Source organism: Symbiobacterium ostreiconchae, assembly GCF_055396975.1.
In genome coordinates this window covers 2,231,830-2,253,579 of record NZ_AP042454.1, presented here as the reverse complement: position 1 = coordinate 2,253,579, position 21,750 = coordinate 2,231,830, and the positions used below count along the sequence as shown (strand labels likewise).

General features: G+C 68.1%; 18 protein-coding genes and 1 pseudogene. 4 read left to right on the top strand and 15 right to left on the bottom strand.

Features of this window, described 5'->3' with window-relative positions; genetic code table 11:
- Positions 1–308: 308 nt before the first annotated feature.
- Together ltrA and ACZ5UM_RS10905 are read right to left on the bottom strand one after the other, a co-directional pair.
- Complete coding sequence (ltrA, locus tag ACZ5UM_RS10910; protein ID WP_464844121.1) at positions 309–1,598, bottom strand: group II intron reverse transcriptase/maturase; 1,290 nt, start codon at positions 1,596–1,598, stop codon at positions 309–311.
- A 594-nt stretch (positions 1,599–2,192) separates the two neighbouring features.
- A complete protein-coding gene (locus ACZ5UM_RS10905) occupies positions 2,193–2,642 on the bottom strand; it encodes a MarR family winged helix-turn-helix transcriptional regulator (RefSeq protein ID WP_464848351.1) in 450 nt (149 codons plus the stop codon).
- Between the two features lie 190 nt (positions 2,643–2,832).
- Here ACZ5UM_RS10905 and ACZ5UM_RS10900 point away from each other — a divergent pair, with 190 nt between their 5' ends.
- From ACZ5UM_RS10900 to ACZ5UM_RS10890, 3 genes are read left to right on the top strand one after another with little or no spacing between them, the layout of a single operon-like run.
- On the top strand, positions 2,833–4,746 hold the full coding sequence (locus ACZ5UM_RS10900) for a PrkA family serine protein kinase (protein ID WP_464844119.1): 1,914 nt from the start codon (positions 2,833–2,835) through the stop codon (positions 4,744–4,746).
- Between the two features lie 43 nt (positions 4,747–4,789).
- A complete protein-coding gene (yhbH, locus tag ACZ5UM_RS10895) occupies positions 4,790–5,977 on the top strand; it encodes a sporulation protein YhbH (RefSeq protein ID WP_464844118.1) in 1,188 nt (395 codons plus the stop codon).
- Between the two features lies 1 nt (position 5,978).
- Positions 5,979–7,205, top strand: a complete 1,227-nt coding sequence (locus ACZ5UM_RS10890; protein ID WP_464844116.1) for a SpoVR family protein — start codon at positions 5,979–5,981, stop codon at positions 7,203–7,205.
- A 32-nt stretch (positions 7,206–7,237) separates the two neighbouring features.
- Here ACZ5UM_RS10890 and ACZ5UM_RS10885 read toward each other — a convergent pair whose 3' ends face one another.
- The 12 genes and pseudogenes from ACZ5UM_RS10885 to ruvC all read right to left on the bottom strand — a co-directional run bounded on the left by ACZ5UM_RS10885 (position 7,238) and on the right by ruvC (position 18,087).
- Positions 7,238–7,945, bottom strand: a complete 708-nt coding sequence (locus tag ACZ5UM_RS10885; RefSeq protein WP_464844115.1) for a LuxR C-terminal-related transcriptional regulator — start codon at positions 7,943–7,945, stop codon at positions 7,238–7,240.
- A 227-nt stretch (positions 7,946–8,172) separates the two neighbouring features.
- Positions 8,173–8,442 (bottom strand): preprotein translocase subunit YajC, encoded by a 270-nt coding sequence (gene yajC, locus ACZ5UM_RS10880; RefSeq protein ID WP_464844113.1) that lies wholly within the window; start codon positions 8,440–8,442, stop codon positions 8,173–8,175.
- A 107-nt stretch (positions 8,443–8,549) separates the two neighbouring features.
- Positions 8,550–9,029 (bottom strand): GNAT family N-acetyltransferase, encoded by a 480-nt coding sequence (locus ACZ5UM_RS10875; protein WP_464844111.1) that lies wholly within the window; start codon positions 9,027–9,029, stop codon positions 8,550–8,552.
- A gap of 19 nt (positions 9,030–9,048) precedes the next feature.
- Positions 9,049–10,254: a tRNA guanosine(34) transglycosylase Tgt gene (tgt, locus tag ACZ5UM_RS10870; RefSeq protein WP_464844110.1), complete on the bottom strand. Its 1,206-nt coding sequence runs from the start codon at positions 10,252–10,254 to the stop codon at positions 9,049–9,051.
- Between the two features lie 68 nt (positions 10,255–10,322).
- Entirely contained in the window at positions 10,323–11,348 is a 1,026-nt protein-coding gene (gene queA, locus ACZ5UM_RS10865; RefSeq protein ID WP_464844108.1) for a tRNA preQ1(34) S-adenosylmethionine ribosyltransferase-isomerase QueA, read from the bottom strand.
- Position 11,349: 1 nt separating this feature from the next.
- Entirely contained in the window at positions 11,350–12,900 is a 1,551-nt protein-coding gene (locus ACZ5UM_RS10860) for a SpoIID/LytB domain-containing protein (protein WP_464844106.1), read from the bottom strand.
- A gap of 113 nt (positions 12,901–13,013) precedes the next feature.
- Positions 13,014–15,029 carry an anti-sigma factor domain-containing protein gene (locus tag ACZ5UM_RS10855; protein WP_464844104.1) on the bottom strand — a complete coding sequence of 672 codons (2,016 nt, stop codon included), beginning with the start codon at positions 15,027–15,029 and terminating at the stop codon, positions 13,014–13,016.
- Between the two features lie 21 nt (positions 15,030–15,050).
- On the bottom strand, positions 15,051–15,407 hold the full coding sequence (locus ACZ5UM_RS10850; protein ID WP_464848416.1) for a hypothetical protein: 357 nt from the start codon (positions 15,405–15,407) through the stop codon (positions 15,051–15,053).
- Positions 15,408–15,523: 116 nt separating this feature from the next.
- Positions 15,524–15,658, bottom strand: a pseudogene (locus ACZ5UM_RS10845) (RNA polymerase sigma factor SigI); the annotation flags it as partial.
- Between the two features lie 259 nt (positions 15,659–15,917).
- The gene (gene ruvB, locus ACZ5UM_RS10840) at positions 15,918–16,961 is read right to left on the bottom strand and encodes a Holliday junction branch migration DNA helicase RuvB (protein WP_464844102.1); all 1,044 of its coding nucleotides are present in this window, start codon (positions 16,959–16,961) and stop codon (positions 15,918–15,920) included.
- A 6-nt stretch (positions 16,962–16,967) separates the two neighbouring features.
- Complete coding sequence (gene ruvA, locus ACZ5UM_RS10835) at positions 16,968–17,585, bottom strand: Holliday junction branch migration protein RuvA (RefSeq protein ID WP_464844100.1); 618 nt, start codon at positions 17,583–17,585, stop codon at positions 16,968–16,970.
- A gap of 1 nt (position 17,586) precedes the next feature.
- A complete protein-coding gene (gene ruvC / locus ACZ5UM_RS10830; protein ID WP_464844098.1) occupies positions 17,587–18,087 on the bottom strand; it encodes a crossover junction endodeoxyribonuclease RuvC in 501 nt (166 codons plus the stop codon).
- Positions 18,088–18,277: 190 nt separating this feature from the next.
- On the opposite strand from ruvC, the gene ACZ5UM_RS10825 reads away from it, so the two are divergent.
- A complete protein-coding gene (locus ACZ5UM_RS10825) occupies positions 18,278–19,168 on the top strand; it encodes an LCP family protein (RefSeq protein WP_464844096.1) in 891 nt (296 codons plus the stop codon).
- 918 nt (positions 19,169–20,086) lie between these two features.
- Here ACZ5UM_RS10825 and ACZ5UM_RS10820 read toward each other — a convergent pair.
- Entirely contained in the window at positions 20,087–20,911 is an 825-nt protein-coding gene (locus tag ACZ5UM_RS10820; RefSeq protein WP_464844094.1) for a hypothetical protein, read from the bottom strand.
- Between the last annotated feature and the right edge of the window lie 839 nt (positions 20,912–21,750).

The following is a 21,750-nucleotide window of genomic DNA, read 5'->3' as shown; positions in this document are numbered from 1 at the left end:
GTGCGCCCCACCGTCGTCTGGTACACGTTGCCGTCCTCTCCCCCGGTTTTCCTCAGCTCGTACAGGTCCTACACTCTGCCAGGCTCAGCCAAAGCCATCGAGCCTTCACTGTCATCCCCCTTTTCTTACTCGTGTAGAGAGTCGCTGACCAAATTATGAAGCACCGAAGCATCACCCGTGGGGGTGATTTTTCCTCGCAGGTAATCACCCCGGTGGACGGAACGGCAGCCCTGCGAACCAGTCAGGTCTGGATATGCCGGTGCAGGGCGCCGGAATCGAGTAGGAGGGGGCGGCTAGCCCCCGTCCTCTCACACCACCGGACATGCGGGTCCGCATCCGGCGGTTCGCCAGGATTGACGAGTCGCTTCGTAGCATTCGGTCAGGCTGAGCAACCCCTGGGCACGCCAGTAGGCGTTGCCCAGGGCGTTGTTTAATGGGCCACCTGCCATTCGCCACGGGCCTTTGCGGCTGTTGGCGAGTTGGTAGACTACCCATTCGGGCAAACCGAGGGCGCGCAACTCCCGAAAGCGCGTGCGTACACGCTTCCACTGCTTCCATACGCATGCTCGCAGCCGTCGCTTCAGCCATCCTTCGAGCGTCTCGAAGACTGACTTCGCGTCCGAGAGCGCGTAATACCCGATCCAGCCCCGCAAATAAGCGTTCAGGCGCCGGATTCGTTCTTCCATGCTCTGGCTGCGGTTGCGGTCCGTCAGTGTGCGAAGCTTGTCCTTCACTCGCTTCAGGCTTTTCGGCGCCAGCCGGATGCGCACTCCCCGGTTCTTGTAAAAGCTGAATCCGAGGAACTGCCGCTTCCACGGCCGGTCTACTGCGCTCTTCTCCTCGTTGACCTTCAGCCGTAACCGCTCCTGCAGGAAGTGGCGCACGTTCCTGTAGACCCGTTCTCCCGCCCGTTTGCTGCGGACGTAGATGTTGCAGTCATCGGCGTACCGGACGAAGTGGTGCCCGCGGCGCTCCAGCTCCTTGTCGAGGTCATTCAGCAGGATGTTCGCCAGCAGCGGGCTCAGCGGACCGCCCTGCGGCGTCCCTTCCTCCGTCGCCACAACCACCCCGTTCAGCATGACCCCAGCCTGTAAGTACCGCCGGATCAGCCGCAGCACTCGCTTGTCCGTTACCCGCCGTGCCACGCGGGCCATCAACACGTCGTGGTTGACCCGGTCGAAGAACTTCTCCAGGTCCATGTCCACGACCCAGTCGTACCCTTCCTCCACGTACTGACGTGCCTTCCTGACCGCGTCATGACCCCGCCGCCCCGGCCGGAAGCCGTAGCTGGATTCGGAGAATGTCGGGTCAAAGATTGGCGTCAGTACTTGCAGGAGTGCCTGCTGGATCAGGCGGTCCATCACGGTGGGAATACCCAACATCCGCTTGCCGCCGCCCGGTTTCGGGATTTCGATCCGGCGGACTGGCTGCGGTCTGTAGGTCCCCCGGAGCAGTTCCTCACGGATGCGCTCCCACTCCGCGCGGATCTGGTCCCGCAGCCGTCCGGTGGGGACACCGTCCACGCCGGGAGCGCCTCCGTTCCGCTCCACCCGTTTCAGGGCGGCCAGCATGTTCTCCCTGGCCACCACCTGCTCCATCAGGTTGCTGTGCTCCCCGCGGGGTGACGTTCCGTCTTGTGCCGGATGCCCACTCCGCCCTCTCGCCGTCCCTTGCGGCTTCACCGCTACCTCCGGCGAGCAGGTCCCGTTCGGGGTCTTCTGCGTTTGTCGCGGGCTGCTCGAACGCAACGGGTTCACCCCTTTCCTGACGTTCGGCCCTTCCCGGTTGGGGCGTCCCCCTGCCGGTACTATGGCCCCTGCTGACTTCTGCCGGTTCAGCTGCGTCTCCCGACGCAGGTTACCAGCGTTGCTGGCGTTCCCGGCAGATCTCCCCGGGTAAGAACGCTGACCTTCACCCCGCACCCGCCCCATCTACCGCACCGCCCTTTGGCAGCTTCGGGTTTTGCTGTGTTCGGCCAGCTCACCCGAGCGGCACAGCCTCCTATGGGGTTCGTGTTCCTCGGGTCGTGGCTTTGCCTCGGGCTTCCTTCAGATTCCGCCTCACGACGGACACCCTTGCCTTTGGCTAACGGGCTGGTGCTGCCTCGCCCGTAGCGGACTTTCACCGCCAAGTCAGCGCCCATGCCGGGCACACCGAAAGAAGCCCGGGCGGTGCGCACCGCCCGGGCCTTCTCATGCCTCCTGTGCCTCGCCCATCAGGGTCTCGAGCTCCTGGAGCCGCTCAAACAGCGGATGGGCCTCCCCGAACCACTGCCCCAGGGAGAGCGTGAGGAAGCTGTGCAGCCCCTCCTCCACCTCATCGATCTGCCTGCCCTTCTCCGTCAGCTCCAGGTAGATGACCCGACGGTCCTCCGTCGACCGGCTCCGCTTCACCCAGCCGTCCCGTTCCAGCCGGTCGACGATGCCGGTGATGTTGCTGTGGGTGCAGGCCAGCGCCGCCGTCAGCCGCTTGGCCGAGGTCGGGCCCGACCGCCTGAGGGTCCGCAGCACGGTGAATCCCGGCCAGCTGAGGCCGTGGGTGCGCTTCAGGTAGCCGTCGCACCGGGTCTGCAGGACGTGGGACACGATCGACGCCGTCTGCACGTAAGCCAGGGGATCCAGCGGCATCGCGCTCGCCGCCATCAGAACCACCTCTCCGTCCTCCGGAGGCCCGGCCCGGATCGCTGTCCCGGGGCCGGCCTCTTCTTGTTTCTACCTGCCTATACGTATGTGACAAATGAAATGTTCACGTAGTGGTCGCATCAGGCGTATTCCGCGCTATGTTTCGACGATTGTGTCTGTGGGTATAACTCATAGCCAGGAGGTGGAGCAGATGCACACGCTGCTGCAGCAGCTTGAGGCCTACCGCGCCAGGGAAGAGTCCCTGCGCTGGGAAGGGACCTTCGCCGAGTACCTGGAGATCGTGGCCAGGAACCCCCGGGTCGCGCAGCACGCCCACGCCCGGGTGTACAACATGATCGTCTCCCACGGGGTCGAGGAAGTGAACGGCGTGCGGCGCTACCGCTTCTTCGACCAGGAGCTCTTCGGCCTCGACCGCGCCCTGGAGCGGCTGGTGGAGGAATACCTGCACCCCGCGGCCCGCCGGCTGGATGTGCGCAAGCGGATCCTGCTCCTCATGGGGCCGGTCAGCGGCGGCAAGTCCACCCTCGTCGCCATGCTGAAGCGGGGGCTGGAGGCATACAGCCGTACGGAGGAAGGTGCGCTGTATGCCATCCGCGGCTGTCCGATGCACGAGGAGCCGCTCCACCTGGTGCCCCGGGAGCTGCGGCCGATGCTGGAGCGGGAGCTGGGCGTCGTCATCGAGGGCGACCTCTGCCCCCACTGCCGGCTGATGGTGCGCGAGCAGTACGGCGGGCGGATCGAGGCGGTGCCCGTGGTACGGGTCTTCCTCTCGGAGGCCGACCGGGTGGGCATCGGCACCTTCAGCCCTTCGGACCCCAAGTCGCAGGACATCGCCGACCTGACGGGCTCCATCGACTTCTCCACCATCGGCGAGTACGGATCGGAGTCCGATCCCCGCGCCTACCGGTTTGACGGCGAACTGAACAAGGCCAACCGCGGCATCATGGAGTTTCAGGAGATGCTGAAGCTGGATGAGAAGTTCCTCTGGCACCTGCTCAGCCTCAGCCAGGAGGGGAACTTCAAGGCCGGCCGCTTCGCCCTCATCTCCGCAGATGAGCTGATCGTCGCCCACACCAACGAGACCGAGTACCGGGCCTTCATCGCCAACAAGAAAAACGAGGCGCTGCAGAGCCGCATCATCGTCATCCCCGTCCCCTACAACCTCAGGGTCTCCGACGAGGTGCGCATCTACGAAAAACTGGTCCGGGAGGCCGACACGGGCCACGTGCACATCGCCCCCCACGCCCTGTACGCCGCGGCCGTCTTCTCGGTGCTGAGCCGCCTCAAGGAGTCCCAGCGGGCCGGGATCGACCTCATGACTAAACTGAAGCTCTACGACGGCGCCCACGTGGAGGGGTACACGCCGGCAGACGCGGCCGAGCTGCAGCGGGAGTTCGATGGCGTCGAGGGCATGAGCGGCGTGGATCCGCGCTACGTCATCAACCGCATCTCCTCCGCGATCATCCGCAAGGGCGAGAACAGCGACAAAGCCTGCATCACCGCGCTGGACGTCCTCCGCTCCCTGAAGGACGGGCTGGACCAGCACCCCTCCATCACCGCCCAGGAGCGGGAGCGGCTCCTCTCCCTCATCGCCCTCGCCCGGCAGGAGTACGACGAGATCGCCCGGCGCGAGGTGCAGAAGGCCTTCATCCACGCCTACGAGGATTCCGCCCGCAGCCTGCTGGCCAACTACCTGGACAACGTGGAGGCGTTCTGTTCCAACCAGAAGATCCGGGATCCGCTCACCGACGAACTGCGGGAGCCCGACGAGCCGCTGATGCGGTCCATCGAGGAGCAGATCGGCGTATCGGAGAATGCCAAGAAGGCCTTCCGGGAGGAGATCATGATCCGGCTCTCCACCTACGCCCGCCGGGGGATGACCTTCGACTACACATCCCACGACCGGCTGCGGGAGGCGATTGAGAAGAAGCTGTTTGCCGACCTGAAGGACGTCGTGCGGATCACCACGTCGGTCGTGTCGCCGGACGCGGAGCAGGCCCGCCGGATGAACGAGGTGGCGGAGCGGCTCGTGCGGGAGCACGGCTACTGCCCGTCCTGCGCGGGTGAGCTCCTCCGCTACGTCGGCTCCCTGCTGAGCCGGTAGTGAACCGGACCGGGCCAGGCATCACGGCAGAGGAGGCGTGACCATGGCTGAGACACCCTTTCTGATCTCCCGGGAGGACTGGTCCCTGCACCGGCAGGGGGAGATGGACCAGGCGCGCCACCAGGCGCGCATCCGCGAGGCCATCCGGGCCAACCTGGCGGAGATCGTGAGCGACGAGGCGATCATCGCCGGCGACGGCCGCAAGGTGGTGCGCCTGCCGATCAAGGTCCTGAAGGAGTACCGGTTCCGGCTGGACTGGCAGCGGCAGAGCCGGGTGGGCGAGGGGGACGGCCCGGTGCGCGCGGGGCAGCCGGCCGGGCCGGGCGGCAGGGCGGCGGAGGCAGCCGGCGCCGGCGGGCCGGGGGACGCGCCCGGCGAGGACTGGTTTGAGACCGACCTGTCGGTGGAGGAGCTGGAAGAGATCCTGTTTGCGGACCTCTCCCTCCCGCACCTGGAGCCCAGGCAGGAACCGCAGCTCACGGCGCTGCACCACGAGTGGCGGGACGTGCGCCGCCAGGGCATCTACGCCAACATCGACAGGCGGCGCACCTTGCTGGAAGCGATCAAGCGCAACCGGTTGGCCGGCCGGCCCCCGCTGGCGGGGATCCGCCGGGAAGACCTGCGCTTCCGGACCTGGGACGACGCGGAGACCCCGCAGGCCAACGCCGTCATGATCGTGATGATGGACACTTCGGGCTCCATGGGCAGCGGCGAGAAGTACATCGCCCGCAGTCTGTGCTTCTGGATGGTCCGCTTCCTGCGCACCCGCTACGCCCAGGTGAAGCTGCACTTCGTCGCCCACACCACCGAGGCGAAGGAGATGGACGAGGAGGCCTTCTTCACCAAGGGCGAGTCGGGCGGCACCCGCTGCTCCTCCGCCTACGAGTACGCCCTGCGGCTCATCGACCGGCAGTACCCGCCCGACCGGCACAACCTCTACGCCTTCCACTTCTCCGACGGCGACAACCTGCTCTCGGACAACCCCCGGGCCGTGGCGCTGATGCGGCAGCTGCTCCAGCGCTGCGCCCTGGTCGGCTACGGGCAGATCGAGACGCAGCCGCAGTACGCGGCCGCGCCTTACTACCAGCCCAACACGCTGCTCACGCTGTTTCAACAGGAGATCGACCACCCGCGCTTCGTCACGGCGCAGATCCACGACCGGTCCGAGATCTACGCGGCCCTGCGGGCGTTCTTCCCGCCCGCGGCCGACCGCCAGAGGGGGGCCGGGTAGCATGGGCGGCGATCTGGACCGGCTGGCCCGGGTGATCGAGGAGGTGGTCGGCCGGGCGCGGGAGGCGGGGCTGGACTTCTTCGCGATGCGCTACGAGCTCTGCCCGGCGGACGTGCTCTACACCTTCGGCGCCTACGGCATGCCTACCCGCTTCTCCCACTGGTCCTTCGGCAAGGCGTACTACCTGCTGAAAAGCCAGGCGCGCCTGGGGCTGGCCAAGATCTACGAGCTGGTGATCAACTCGGATCCCTGCCACGCCTTCCTGCTGGAGTCCAACAGCCTCCTGGAGAACACGCTGGTGGCCGCCCACGTGCTGGCCCACGCGGACTTCTTCAAGCACAACTGGCGCTTTCAGGGCACGAACCGTAAGATGCTGCACGCCATGAGCGCCTTCGCGGAGCGGGTGCGCCGGTACGAGGCCCGTTACGGCCGTCATACCGTGGAGCGCTTCCTGGACGCGGCCCTGGCCGTCGCGGAGCAGATCGATCCCTTCCCCGGCCGGCAGCCCGAGCCCGGCCGCGACCTGCCGCGCTTCCTGCTGGAGAACGCCCCGGACCTCGCGGACTGGCAGCGGGACATCCTCGCCAGCCTGCGGGAGGAGGCGCTCTACTTCCGGCCGCAGATGGAGACCAAGATCCTGAACGAAGGCTGGGCCACCTTCTGGCACGTGCGCATCCTGCGGGAGATGGACCTCTCCCCCGCCCAGACGCTGGAGTTCGCGCGCCTGCACGCGGCCGTGGTGGCGCCGCATCCGCACCAGCTCAACCCCTACCGGCTGGGCTACCGGCTGCTGGAGTCCATCGAGGCCCGCTACGGCCGGGATCGGCTGTTCGAGGTGCGCTCGGCCGAGACCGACGTCTCCCTGGTGCGCAATTACCTGACGGCGGAGCTGTGCGCAGAGCTGAACCTCCACGTCTACGCCCAGCAGGGCGGCCAGTGGCAGGTGACCGCCACCGAATGGACGGCGGTGCGGGATGTGCTGCTGCGCCAGCTGGACAACTGCGGCCTGCCCTACATCTTCGCCGAGGACGACAACTACCGGCAGCAGGGTGAGCTCTACCTGCGGCACGGCTACGACGGGGTGGAACTGGACGTGACGCACCTGGCGCACGCGCTCCGCCACGTGCACCACATCTGGAGGCGGCCGGTCCACCTGGAGACGGTCAAAGAGGGCCGGCGCACCCTCTATACCTGCTCGGGTGAAGACGTGACGAGCCGGGCGCTCTGATCCGGCGCCCGGCTCAAACTGTGCCCGGTTCGTCATGCGGTGTCTTTCAGCCGTACGCAACAGCGGCGCATCGCCGCCTCTACCAGGGCCTCGGGTGAGGTGAGCCCCTCGGTCGAGCTGGAACAGCCCAGCGAGAAGAGCACGTCGCTGCCGCTCACGCTGGCCCACTGACCCAGGCTCAGGCCGACACGGAGGGCGACCGCCCGCGCGGCATCCAGGCCCGCTGCGGGCAGCAGCCCGACGAACTGGTTCTCGGACCAGCGGAAGGCCAGATCCGGCGACCGCATCGCCCCCGCCAGCGCCTCCGCCACAGCCAGGTCCGCGGCCACCCGCTCCGCGACCGGCAGGAGCTGCCGGCCCTCCGCCTCAAGCCAGATCAGGGCGACTCCCTGGCCGCAGTACCTGCGCATGAGATCCAGCGCACGCATCCGGTAGGCCCGCCGGGGCAGCAGCCCGGTCACCGGGTCGCGCGCGTCCGCCGCGAGCTCCTCCTCCATGCGCAGCCTGCGGATCAGCTCGGCACGGGAGTCCGTGCCGGTCTTGCGCAGGATGTGCCGTATGTGGGTCTTTACCGTGTTGACCGTGACGAAAAGCCGTCGGGCCACTTCGGCCGTCGGCAGCCCGGCAAGCGCCAGCTGCGCGACTTCCAGCTCCCGCGGACTCAGCAGCGGCTGGAGGCGTTCGGCCACAAGGTCCGGGGAGACCGCGTCCAGCGCCTGCTCCCGCAACTCCAGGCTCATGGGCGCTCCTCCCGTTCGCGCCAGTTCTCCCGACCTTTATTGCGACAGAAATCCGACATACCCATTTCTCATTCAGTGCTTATTTCGGTCGATTTCATCACCCATTCTACCGTATGCCTCTGAGCCAAGTCAACAGAAATTTGTCTCTATCTAGAACTGCCTGTCATATTAACGCGCGACCACCCGGCTTTGTCGACAGCCGGGTGGTCGGTGCGTCTCCGGTTCGGTCAGCTGTCGCGGCGGACGGTGCCGACCGCGCTGCGGTTGAAGGTCAGCTCGACATTGGAGGCGACCTTCACCCTGATCGTGTTGTTGGACTCATCAAGGGCCTGAATGACGCCGTGCAGGCCGCCGATGGTCACGATCTCATCGCCCACCTTCAGCGAGTTCAGCATCTCCTGCCGCTTCCGCTGCTGCTGCTGCTGCGGGCGGATCATCATGAAGTACATGAGCACGAAAATCAGGATCAGGGGACCCCACTGCACAAGAAATTCCAAGGCAATTTCCTCCTCGCTCTCTCATGGGTTCACTATACCACGTCCGACGGGTGCCTGTACATTTGTCAGATTGGCGACTTCCGGACTTTTTGCAGGACGACGGAACCCTAGCGCTGGCCGGGGGCGTACATGAGCACCTGGATCGGACGCATGCCGACCCGCTCCCCCACCCCCACGGCGGCGCTGCCCATGGGGGCGATCATCGACACGGCAAACGCCCCCTTGAGGTAGCCCCAGCCCCGCACCCGCTCCACCAGCCCGGTGCCGATGCCCTGGCGCCGGTACTCGGGCACGACGTACAGGTCGGAGATGTACGTGTACAGCTCTGGCCGGAACAGGGCGGGCGGCTCCTGCAGGGAACCGACGCAGTAGCCCACGGGGCCCTCCCGGCCCTCGTCCTCGGCGAGCATGACCACCGCTGCGGGGTGCTCGATCGCCTGGGCCAGCCCCGTCTTGGCAAACTGCATGAATCCGTCGGCCAGCTCGTGCAGCCTCATCTGGGCCTGCTGCTCCCGGGCGAAGGCCTCCACCAGGGGCAGGAGTGCGTTCAGATCCTCACGGGTCGCGGCGCGGTACTGAATGGCCATTGTCGACTCCCCCTTGCACTCAGCGGTTCTCCGGCACGGCAGGCTCAGACGGGCCGGCGGGGCTGCCGGCGCCCCCGACCGACGCCCGGATGCGCGTGCGGCGGTCCGCCTCGCCGGCGTGCCAGCGGTCCAGGAACGCCTTGCGGTACTGGGCAAACGTGCCTGCAGCCAGGGCGGCACGGATCTCCTCCATCAGCCGCACGAGGAAGCGCAGGTTGTGGATGGAGCAGAGCCGCAGCCCCAGCATCTCGTCGGCCTTGAGCAGGTGGCGGATGTACGCCCGGCTGTAGTTCCGGCAGGCGTAGCAGTCGCAGCCCTCCTGGATCGGCAGGAAGTCACGGGCGAACTCGGCGTTGCGCACGGTCATCTTGCCCTCGGGCAGGAAGACCGTCCCATGCCGGGCGATGCGGGTGGGCAGCACGCAGTCGAACATGTCGACGCCGCGCCACACGCCCTCCACCAGGTCCTCCGGCGAGCCGACCCCCATCAGGTAGCGGGGCCGGTCGGCCGGCAGCAGCGGCACCTGGACCTCCAGCATCTCGTGCATCAGCTCCTTGGGTTCGCCCACCGACAGGCCGCCGATGCCGTAGCCGGGAAAGTCCAGCTGGACGATCTCCTCGGCCGACTGCCGGCGCAGGTCCGCGAAGGTCGAGCCCTGCACGATGCCGAAGAGCGCCTGCTCCTCGGGCCGGGCGTGGGCGGCCTTGCAGCGGGCCGCCCAGCGGGTGGTGCGCTCCAGTGAGCGCTTCGCGTAATCGTACTCGCACGGCCAGGGCGTGCACTCGTCGAAGGCCATGATGATGTCTGCGCCCAGCGCGTTCTCGATCTCGATGGCCTTCTCCGGGCTGAGGAAGTGTGTGCTGCCGTCGATGTGGGAGCGGAACTGCACGCCCTCCTCGGTGATCTTGCGCAGGTCGGCGAGCGAAAACACCTGGAAGCCCCCCGAGTCGGTGAGGACGGCGCCCTTCCAGTTCATGAACCGGTGCAGCCCGCCCGCCTCACGGACCAGGTCGTGGCCCGGCCGCAGATACAGATGGTAGGTATTGCTGAGGATGATCCGCGCCCCCAGGTCCCAGACCTCCTCCGGGTTCAGGGTCTTGACGGTGGCCTGGGTGCCGACCGGCATGAACACGGGCGTCTCGATCACCCCGCGGCGCGTGTGCAGGCGCCCCAGGCGCGCGGCCGAGGCCGGATCACGCTGCAGTACCTCGAAGCGAACAGCCAAGTTGATGCCTCCCCCCGGATATCCTCCGCTATGGTCGCACAGCCCCCGGCCCCTGCCCGTTCGGGCCGTCACAGAATCAACATGGCGTCCCCGAAGCTGAAGAAGCGGTAGCGCCGGGCCACGGCCTCCCGGTAGGCGGTCATGATCAGGTCGTGGCCGGCCAGCGCGGACACCAGCATGAGGAGGGTCGACTTGGGCAGGTGGAAGTTGGTGATCAGGCTGTCCACCACCTTGAAGCGGTAGCCGGGATAGATGAAGATGTCCGTCCAGCCCTGGCCGGGGTGGACCGTGCCACTGTCGTCGGCCGCGGTCTCGAGGGTGCGTACCGAGGTCGTGCCCACGGCCACCACCCGCCCGCCCCGCGCCCGTACCGCGTTGATGCCCGCGGCCGCCTCAGGCGAGACGTGGTAGAACTCGCTGTGCATCCTGTGCTGGGTGGGGTCCTCCACCTCCACGGGGCGGAAGGTGCCGAGGCCCACGTGCAGGACGATCCGGTGCACCTCCACGCCCTGGCCGGTCAGCCGGTCGAGCAGCTCCGGCGTGAAGTGCAGGCCGGCCGTCGGGGCGGCGGCAGATCCCCACTCCCGGGCGTAGACCGTCTGGTACCGCTCCGGCTCGTCCAGCTGCTCGTGGATGTACGGCGGCAGGGGCATCTGGCCCAGGCGGTCCAGCAGGTTCTCGAACACGCCCTCGTAGCTGAAGTCGAGCACCCGCCCGCCGAAATCGGTGGGACCCACCACGGTCGCCACCAGCAGGCCGTCGCCGAAGACGATGCGCTCGCCGGGGCGGGCCTTCTTCCCCGGCTTCACCAGCGTCTCCCACCGGTCCTTGCCGAGGCGCTTCAGCAGCAGCACCTCCATCGCACCGCCGGTCCGCTCCCGGCTGCCGAGGAGCCGGGCGGGCATCACGCGGGTCTCGTTGATCACCAGGGCATCGCCGGGCCGCAGGTACTCGGGCAGGTCGCGGAAGCAGCGGTGCGCAATGGCACCGCTCCTTCGGTCTACCACCATCAGCCGGGAGGCGTCGCGCGGCTCCACCGGCTTCTGGGCGATCAGCTCTCTGGGCAGGTCGTAGTCGAAGTCCGAAAGTCGCACCTCAGCGGGTCTCCACCTTCGTGCCAGTGTAGTAATGGGTCAGGATCTCGATGTAGCTCTTCCCCTGCAGCGCCATGCCGTGCGCGCCCCACTGGGACATGCCGACGCCATGGCCATGGCCGCTGCCGGTGACGACGATCGTGTCCGGAACCGGCGCAGGCTCGGGCTCCCGGGGGCGGCTGTCGCCCCGGGACGGGGGCGTCGTGCCGGGCCGGGTCACCACGCCGACGACCATCCAGTCGTCCGCGGAGGCGACCACGGCGAGGCTCTCCACGGGGCGGACCACACCCCCGGCGTCCAGCGCGTAGCTGCCGGCGAGCTCCCGGGTCTGGACGGCGCCGTCGGCGCCCAACACAGCCACCCGGGCAGCCTGCGGATCCGGCCCGGGTTCGGGTTCAGGCCGGGGTTCGGGTTCAGGCCGGGGTTCGAGATCCTTGCCGGGTCCGGGCTCATCCCCGGGTTCGGTCCCCGGCGCCGGTTCCGCACCGGGCGCAGGGCCGTCCGGCCCCGACAGCACGATCTCGGTCGGGGGCGCGAACAGGCCGAGGGCGTTCCGCATCTGCTGCATGGTGAGGGTGGCCGTCCCTTCGGTACCGACCACTTCCCACGTCGCGGGCCGCCCGCTGGCTGCCGCTCTGCCGGGGCGCACCGCCGTCACGCGGCCGACGCCGAAACCGGCCTTCTCCAGCCGCTCACTGAACTCCTCCGGGGTGAACGTGCTGGTCCAGGCGGTGTACTTGTTCTCGGGCAGGGAATCGTAGTCGGGCACGCCCCGCAGGTAGCCCTGGGGGGATCCGCCGGTCCAGATGTCCTCGTTGTTCTCTGTGTGGCCTCCGGACGAGGAGTGGTAGTAGCCGGGCACCACGCGTCCCCCGTAGGTGATCACCTGGCCGGCCGTCTCCAGGACGGCGGCGGTCGTGCTGGGCCGCTCCTGCGCGATGCCGTTGTACACCTGGTCGCTGGTGGTGTTGCTCAGGTCAAAGCCGAACGCTTCCCACCGCCCCAGGTTGGCCACCGTGTAGGAGCGGGCGGCCACGGCCTGGGCCTTTAGGGCCTCCATCGGCCACCGGTGGTCCATCTCCGTCGGCACAACGGAGAGCAGGTAGTCCTCCAGGTTGACGACGTTTACCACGGAAAGCTTGCCCGCCGCGACCAGGAGCTGGATCTCGCCGCGATATGCCCGTCCCTGAAAGCTAATATACCCGGAAGGATGCGGCACCAGACGGACGGGGCCGGCAAACCACGCCTGCAGGGTCTCCAGGAACACGCCGCCGTCCCGCAGGTACGCGCGCACGGGCGCACCGGCGGGCATCTCCCCGTGCACCACACCGTCGGCGACGATCCAGAGGCCGCCGGTGCTGCTGACCTCGGCCTGGGTCTGCTCCCACGCCAGCCCGACCCGCACCGGCGTATCCGACGGCGCCGGCGGCACCTCGGCTTCAGCCGCCTCGGCCCGGGCAACGGAGGGCCCGACCCCGGGCAGGGGTCCCGGGACCACCAGGACCAGGAGCAGGCTGAGCAGCGCCGCAGCCACGGAGGAGAGCGTTCGCACGGAGGACACCGCCTTTACGTCAGGTTGGGAAAATCTATAACTCAATCGTTCGCTCCGGCAAAGTTGTTCTCCTTCCCGGGCCACGGAGAAAGGGGACCGGCTGTTCCGGTCCCCTACCACCACCATCCGAAAACCCAGTTCGGACTGCTCTGGCTTCCCTGCCAGGGGTGATCCCGGTCGCCCGGCCGGGAGCGCTCCTGGTCCCCCTGCGTCGACCGGCCCGGCGCGCCGGGTGCGTTCCCCTTCCCGGGGTCGCTCCGGTCGGAGTTGCCCTTGCGGGGATCGGCCGCAGCGGGGGTGTTCCTGCCCGGGGTGCTCGCACCGGAGTCGCCCTTGCCGGGGGTGTTCTTGCCGGGGTTCGCCGTGTTCCCCGGCCCCGGCTGGCTGCGGTCGTCTTTGCGTCGGTCGTCCTCGTCAGCGCCGCGGCCGGGATTGCCCTTGCCGGGGGTTCCCGCACCGGGAGGGTTCTTGCCGGGGGTGCTCGCGCCGGAATCGCCCTTGCCTGGCGTGTTCTTGCCGGGATTCCCCGGGGTCGCCGGGCCCGGCTGGTTCCGGTCGTCCTTGCGTCGGTCGTCCTGGTCAGCGCCGCGGCCGGGATTGCCCTTGCCGGGGGTGCTCACCCCAGGGGGGTTCTTGCCGGGCGTGTTCGCGCCCGGAGTGTTCTTGCCCGGGTTGCTCGCGCCGGAGTCGCCCTTGCCGGGGGAGCTCTTGCCAGGATTCCTCGGGGTCGCCGGCCCCGGCTGGCTCCGGTCGTCCTTGTGCCGATCATCCTCTCCAGGACCGCGCCCGGGGTTGCCCTTACCGGGGGTGCTCACACCGGGGGGGTTCTTCCCGGGCGTGTTGGCGCCGGGGGCGTTCTTACCGGGGTTGCCCGCCCCGGAATCGCCCTTGCCGGGGGTACTCCTGCCGGGATTCCCCGGGGTCGCCGGCCCCGGCTGGCTCCGGTCGTCCTTGCGCCGGACGTCGTCATCGTCGCCGGCGCCGCGCCACAGGCTGTTCCAGAGCGCATTCCACAAGCTCAGGCCGGTGTTGTCCTTGCCGGAGCTGCTCGCCCCGGCGCTGCCCCGACCGGAGCTGTTTCCCTCGGCGTTGCCCTTGCCCGGACTGCTCCCGCCCGGGCTGCCCTTGCCCGGGTTCCCCCGGTTCGGCTGGCTGCGGCCGTCCTGGCCGCGGTCGTCGCCGCCGCGTCCGGGGCTGCCGTTGCCGGGATTCCCCTTGCCCGGGCTGTTGGCGTTCCCCGGTCCCTTCCGGCCACCGTCATCCTTGCCGTCACCGCCGGGATCCGCGGCCGCGGGAAGGGCCTTCCCCGTCTGGGTCCGCCGCTGCTCGGCGCGGCTGAGCACCTCTCCGGGGTGGATGCCCAGGGACTTGAGGAACTGCCCCGGGGGCACCTGGCGGATCGCGTCCGCCGTCACCTCCGGATGCTCGGCCTGCAGCTCCTCCAGGAGGATGAGCCTGGGCACGGTCAGATCCTGCCGTCGGGCTTCCTCCACCTCGTCGGGGGTCGCCTCCATCACGGCAACGCCCGCCAGGGGCGCCGCACCCTGGCTCTCTGCCCCCTGGACGACGGCCGTCTGCAGGGCGGTGCGCGACTGCGCGACGATCGCCTGCGTCAGCCGGGCGGGTACCGACTTCCCGGCCAGCGGCGCCACGGCGACCACCACGGCGCTGTCATCGGCGGCCGGATTCAGCTTCCCCAGCTGTATGGCCTGTGCAGCGATGGCCCGGGTCACCTGCTCGACCGGCCTCCGCTGCCACTCCACCTGTTCGAGCACGGCCTGGCCGTCCGCGTTCAGGCCTTCGGCGTCCATCACCTGCCGGCGCCCGTTCACAGTGAGCTGGAGGCTCGGGTTGATGTCGATCATCACCAGGGCCGCGGGCTGACCCAGGCTCCACTGCCAGTAGCCCACGGGCGAGAGAACCGCCAGGAGCACCGCGGCAGCGGCCGCGACCCATCCCCAGGCCCGCCGCCGAATCCCGGGCGACAACCCGGCCTCGGTCTCGGACACGGGGATCTCATCGCCGACCACCGGATCTCCGGCCGGCAGGGGAACGCGCCGGAACTCACCCGCAGGGGTGAGCACAATCCCGGTCCTCCCCTCGACCTCCAGCAGAATGCCCTTCTGCATCTGCGATGCCTCCTCGTGCACCTAGACCGCGATGTAGCCGCGCAGGTAGATGAAATCCTCCAGGAGGAGGAGTGCGACGGCGATGATGTACTTGCGCTGCCGCTCCAGCGTCTTGCGGCTGACGTCCACCCGCCGCTCCAGCTGCTTCAGCGGCAGCTCCCGCCGGTTCAGCAGGTGCCCCGCGAGCGCCGGGTCCTCGGCCACCAGGCGGGCGATGGCGATCGCCCGCTCCCTGGCGTCGCCGTGCTTGGGGGAGACCTCCACCAGGTCGCTGAAGCGGATGCCGAACTCCGCCAGCCGCCGGGCGTACCGGGCGATCTCGTGCCGCCGCTCCTCGGCTTCGAGCTGGCGCTGGTGCGCGGCAATAGCCTCCTGCATCTCCAGCCCATGCAGGGGGTTTCCGGCATCATCTTCGGTTGTGAACTCGCTGAGCGCACCTCTGCCCGGCCCGCGTTGCGTCGGTAGTAATCAACGAGGCGCCGCCGGATCACCATCTCCGCGAAGGGGATAAACGCACAGCCCCTGGTCGGATCGAACTTGTCGATGGCCTCGTTGAGGGCGATCAGGCCGACGGAGACTTCCTCATCCCGCCCAACCCTCAGGTACCGGCCTGAGACCTGGCTGCCCACCCGCAGAACGAGCGGTGTGTAGGCGCGTATCAGCTCGTCGCGTGCGGCCTTGTCGCCGGCCCTGGCCGGCCCCAGCAGCCGCTCTGCGGGAGAGGGGTCCCGCTGGCCCGTGCCGTCCGAGAGGCTCAGCAGAAAGGTCAGCAGCAACTCCTTCACCTCTCGTCTCTTCAGAGTGGTTCGCACGCGGCCGCACGATTTCTGGGGGCAACCGGCGCAATTCGGGATGGAAACGGCGGGGGACCGGCCGGCGGGACCGCGCTCAGAACAGCCGGGGCTGGATGGGCCCCTCGCTCTCGTCAGGGTGGGCGGTGTAGGGGATGTTCAGGTACTCGTACGCGGCACGGGTCACCACGCGCCCCCGCGGGGTGCGCTGCAGGAAGCCGATCTGCATGAGGTACGGCTCGTAGACGTCCTCGATGGTCTCGGGCTCCTCGCTGGTGGCCGCGGCGATGGTGTCCAGCCCCACCGGACCGCCGCCGTAGTTGTGGATGATCGCGAGCAGCACCTTGTGGTCCACGGTGTCGAGCCCCATGGCGTCGACGCCCATCATGCGCAGTCCGGCGTCGGCCACCTCCCGGGTGATCACGCCGTCGGCCTTCACCTGGGCGTAGTCCCGGAGCCGCTTCAGCAGCCGGTTTGCGACCCGGGGCGTGCCCCGGGAGCGGCGGGCGATCTCCCGCGCGCCGGAGGGGTCGAGCCGGACGCCCAGGATGCGGGCCGCCCGCATCAGAATCTGCGTCAGCTCTTCCTCGCTGTAGAACTGCAGCTGCAGAACCACGCCGAAGCGGTCCCGGAGCGGCGAGGTGAGGGCGCCGTAGCGGGTGGTGGCGCCGATCAGGGTGAAGCGGGGCAGGTCCAGCCGCAGGGTGCGTGCCGCCGGCCCCTTGCCCAGGATGATGTCGAGGGCGAAGTCCTCCATGGCCGGGTAGAGCGTCTCCTCCACCAGCCGGTTGAGCCGGTGGATCTCGTCGACGAAGAGCACATCCCCCTCGGAGAGCTGGGTCAGGATCGCCGCCAGATCGCCCTGGTGCGAGATGGCCGGCCCCGAGGTGATGCGCAGGTTGACGCCCATCTCATGGGCAATAATGTGGGCAAGGGTGGTCTTGCCCAGGCCCGGCGGCCCGTACAGCAGCACGTGGTCCAGGGGCTCGCCCCGCTGTCTGGCAGCCGCGATATAAATGGAAAGCTCCTCCTTCACCCGCTCCTGCCCGGGGTAGTCCGCCAGGCGCTGCGGGCGGAGGGTTTCCTCGATCCGCACGTCCTCCGGCCTGCGGTGACCGGAGACGAACCGTTCGTCACTCATGCCGCATTACCCCCGGTAGAGTTGCTTCAGCCCGAGCCGGACGAGGGTCTCCACCGTCGGCGACTCGCCCGCCTCGGCCCGCGCCCGGGAAAGCGCCGCCGCCGCCTCGCTGCGGCTGTAGCCCAGGGCGCAGAGCGCCTCTGCGGCCTCGCCCCAGACGTCGCCGGCCGGCACCGGCTGGGCGCCGGGCAGGTCGCCGGGCATCCCGGGCGCCGCGGGCAGCGTCCCAATCTTGTCCCTCAGCTCCAGGACCATCCGCTGCGCGGTCTTCTTGCCGATACCGGGCACACGACAGAGGGCGGTGATGTCCTCAAAGGCCACCGCCCGCCGGAACGACTCGGGATCCATGGTGGAAAGCACCGCCAGGGCCACCTTCGGCCCGATGCCGTCCACCCGCAGGAGCAGGTCAAACAGGTCATATTCGGCCTGGGTCAGAAAGCCGTACAGCGTCAGGGCGTCCTCCCGCACCTGCAGGAAGGTGTGGAGCTGCACCGCCGCGCCCTGGGCCGGCAGGCGTGCGCGGGTGGAGCCAGGAACGAGGCAGCGGTAGCCCACCCCGGCGACGTCGATGATGACCCAGTCGGCGCCGGCGGCGACCAGCTCGCCGCGCAGGTGTGCGATCATGCTACGACTGACCTCCCAACCGGGCGGTGAGACTTTCGCTGTGCAGCGCAGCCAGCGCGACCGCGAGGGCGTCGGCGACGTCATCAGGTTTGGGGATTTCGGGCAGGCCCAGCAGAGCCCGCACCATGCGCTGGACCTGCGTCTTGTCGGCCCGGCCGTATCCGGCGACGGCCATCTTCACCTGCATGGGCGTGAACTCCCGGACCGGCACGCCGCTGTCGGCCGCCGCCAGCAGCACGATGCCCCGGGCCTGTCCGACGTGGATGGCCGTCGTCACGTTGCGCCCGAAAAAGAGCTCCTCCACGGCCAGGGCGTCCGGCCTGTGCTGCGCCAGCAGCGCGACGAGCCCCCTGTAGAGCGACTGCAGCCGTAGTTCGGGCCGCATGTCGGCAGGGGTCTCCAGGCAGCCGTAGGTCACCGCCCGCTCCCGTCCCGCGCCCGCGTCCTCCACGATGCCGTAACCCATCCGTGCCGTGCCGGGGTCGATGCCGAGAATCCGCAAGGGCCCACCACCTCGGTCGTGACTACGCTTACCGTTGTTCTGTTCGGGGTTCGAACGGGCTTGTCCTGCCCACGGTTGGAATTCCCGTTGAACCGCAGCCAGGAAGCGTGCTATTCTCAGGAAGTCGTCGGGCCCTGCATCAACCACCGCATTCCCGCAGAATCACGTCATCCAGAAAGGGGACCGGATCATGGCAACCAGACGCCGCCGCACACTCTCCCTCGCCGTCGCTGTCGTCCTGCTGCTCGCCGGAACCTGGGCGGCGAAGGCCTGGTTCGGCACGGAACCGGTGAACGTGCTGCTGCTGGGGCTGGACGAGGGCAAGACCCGCACCGACGTGGTGGTCCTCGCCCACCTGAACCCCGGGAAGGGGCTGTTGAACTTGCTCTCGCTGCCCCGGGACACCCTGGTGGACATCGACTGCGAGCGCGTGGGCGACTGGTGCGTGACGCCCGACAAGCTGGCGCACGCCCACGCCTACGGCGGGGAGCAGGGGCCCGAGGTTACCGTAGACGCCGTGGAGCGGCTGCTCGGCGTCGACATCGACTACTACGTGCGGGTGGACTTCGAGGGGTTCCAGCAGGTGGTGGACCTGCTGGGCGGCGTGGAACTGATGATCGACCAGGACATGCACTACGAGGACCCGTACGCCGACCCGCCGCTCTACATCCACTTCGAGGCGTCTGATGAGCCGCAGCACCTGGACGGGCAGCGGGCCCTGGAGTTCGTCCGGTACCGGGGCGCCACCGGCGACATCGGCCGCACGGAGCGGACCAAGCAGTTCCTGCTGGCCCTGGCCCGGAAGGCGAAGCAGACGCAGTCGCTGACCCGACTGCCCGCGGTGGTGCGCACCGGACTCGAGTACGTCGATACGGACATCGACGTCCGGACCGCCCTCACCCTCGCCGTCGCCGCACTGCGGGTGGACCTCGACCGGACGCAGATGGAGACGCTCCCGGGCTGGGACGACCCCGGCCACCGCAGGGGCTGGGTCTGGGTGCCGGACGAGGCGGCCGTGGCCGAGGTGGTCGACCGGCTCATCGTCAACCCGCAGCCGCCGTCGCATGAGCCCGGGGAGTAGGCGGGACAGGAGGCGGGGAGAGCTGGAACGGGCGTGCTGCACGAGCGAAACCCCGTGCGCGTGGGAAGCGCACGGGGTTTGTGTCTCGACACCGGCGGCGCTTTCGCTGCACTCCTCCACAACGCCGGCGGCGCTGTCACTGCACTGCTCCACGGCGCCGGCGGCGCTGTCACTGCACTGCTCCACGGCGCCTGCGGCGCTTGACTCACGTACCTCCACAGCTCCCCGTCCCTGTCCTGCGCCCGGAACGTCCACTTTTTCACATCCGTCCTCACGCCGAAGTCGAAAACCTGACCTTCCCACTCCCGGCCAGGAGCTTGCAGCCCAGACTCGTTCAACTGAGGTACCCGGGGGCTCAGAAACGCCGTTTTCCGAGCACTGTACTCGCCCCGTCGCCTGTCCACGGCCCCAGCGGCGCTTTCGCTGTACTGCTCCACGGCACCGGCGGCGCTTGACTCACGTACCTCCACAGCTCCCCGTCCCTGTCCTGCGCCCGAAACGTCCACTTTTTCACATCCGTCCTCACGCCGAAGTCGAAAACCTGACCTTCCCACTCCCGGCCAGGAGCTGGCAGCCCAGACTCGTTCAACTGAGGTACCCGGGGGCTCAGAAACGCCGTTTTCCGAGCACTGTACTCGCCCCATCGCCTGTCCACGGCCCCAGCGGCGCTTTCGCTGTACTGCTCCACGGCACCGGCGGCGCTTGACTCACGTACCTCCACAGCTCCCCGTCCCTGTCCTGCGCCCGGAACGTCCACTTTTTCACATCCGTCCTCACGCCGAAGTCGAAAACGTGACCTTCCCACCCCCGGCCAGGAGCTGGCAGCCCAGACTCGTCTGACTCAACGGTCCAGCGGGGTGTCGAACTCACCTCGCCGGGCCGGAAAAGCGCAGACCCCGGCCTCGACGGAAGCCGGGGTCAGTTCCCGAACCGCCCATTCCCCGCTGCCCGCCGGTACTGCGCGGCCCTGCGGTCCAGGAACTCGATCACGTGCCACCGCTCCTCCAGGTCGTCGCTGAACGGCAACCGGTGACCGAGAAGCCGACGTATGCCATCACGGCTCAGGTCTTCAGGCCAAGCCACAACAAGCTCCAGGCCCATTTCCTGACACAGCCCTCGCTTGAGCAGGTCACGTTTGCGAAGCGCCTGAAACTCTTCGACATCTGGATACCGTTCCGTCGGCCCAGCGTGCTGGTGCCCGTGGAACTCGACTGCCAAGTTGTAGTCGGGAAACAGCAGGTCACAGTGCATCCGACCACCGGTCTCCATGTTGACCAGCCCCGTCAACTCAGCATTCTCGATCACGCGAACGCCGGGGCACATGGCCCGGACCAGCTGGGCGAAGATGAACTGTCCTCCCGAGTAACCGGGCGTTTCCCTGGCCAGTCTCAGGCCGCGCTCCAGTTCCCGCAGTTCCGCCGCTCTGCGCACAGCGTGCGGGTTGGCACCGCGGAAGACGTATATCGTCTGATTGGCCTTCCGTTCGGGTCCACCCGCCAGCCAACGGTAGGCGACGAGCGCCCGCATGTGCCTGTGCAGCTTCTTCACGCCGTACCCTGTCGCCTGGTTCAGGTCTTGGTACGTAACTCTGCCGCCCAGACGGAAGATCGTACCCCAGGTCCAGCAGGCACCGCGCGGAAGACGCAGATCGAAAAGGATATCGGATGGCAAAATCAGGTAGTGTTTGTCTTCGGGGATCTGTATCGCAACGCGAATCTTCCGGAGAGACAAGCGTTCAAACATAAGCCACCCGGCGCCCTGCAAGATATCCAGGTAGTGATGGAGACTTGGCAGACTAATGCCGACTGCACGACAGATTTCGCTTAGCGCAAATACGGTCCGGACGTGGATCAGTGCTGAGAAAAAGCACCACAGGATCTTGGAGCCTTCGGGTAGCGTGCGATCCGCCCACAACCTGTCAGGAACATGAACCAACCTCAACCGCATGTTCTGGAGAATTCGACGCTACCGACCAGTTTTCCTTTTATTCCCAGGTTCAACCCGTGTCGTGGCGCGGAAGGTCCGCTTTTTCACTTCGACCAGTCCGCCCAAGTCGAAAACTTGACCTTCCCGCTCCCAGCGCCAGGCGTTGCGCCTCAACTGGGGTCCGGGGCGGCCTCAGGCACTTCGTTTGCACCGAGCCTGCTCGCAACTCCGCGGTCCCCCGCGGCGCCGCCGATGCTCCCGCCATGCTGGGAGCGTCCACTTTTTCACTTCGACCCGCCCGCCCAAGTCGAAAACTTGACCTTCCCGCTCCCAGCGCCAGGCGTTGCGCCTCAACTGGGGTCCGGGGCGAGCTCAAGCACTCCGTCTGCACCGAGCCTGCTCGCAAACGCAGCGGTCCCCCGGGGCGCTGCTGATGCTCCCGCCGCGCTGGGAGCGTCCACTTTTTCACTTCGACCCGCCCGCCCAAGTCGAAAACCTGACCTTCCCGCTCCCAGCGGCAGGCGTTGCGCCTCAACTGGGATCCGAGGCGGCCTCAGGCACTTCGTTTGCACCGAGCCTGCTCACAATCTCCGCGGTCCCCCGGGGCGCTGCTGATGCTCCCGCCGCGCTGGGAGCGTCCACTTTTTCACTTCGAC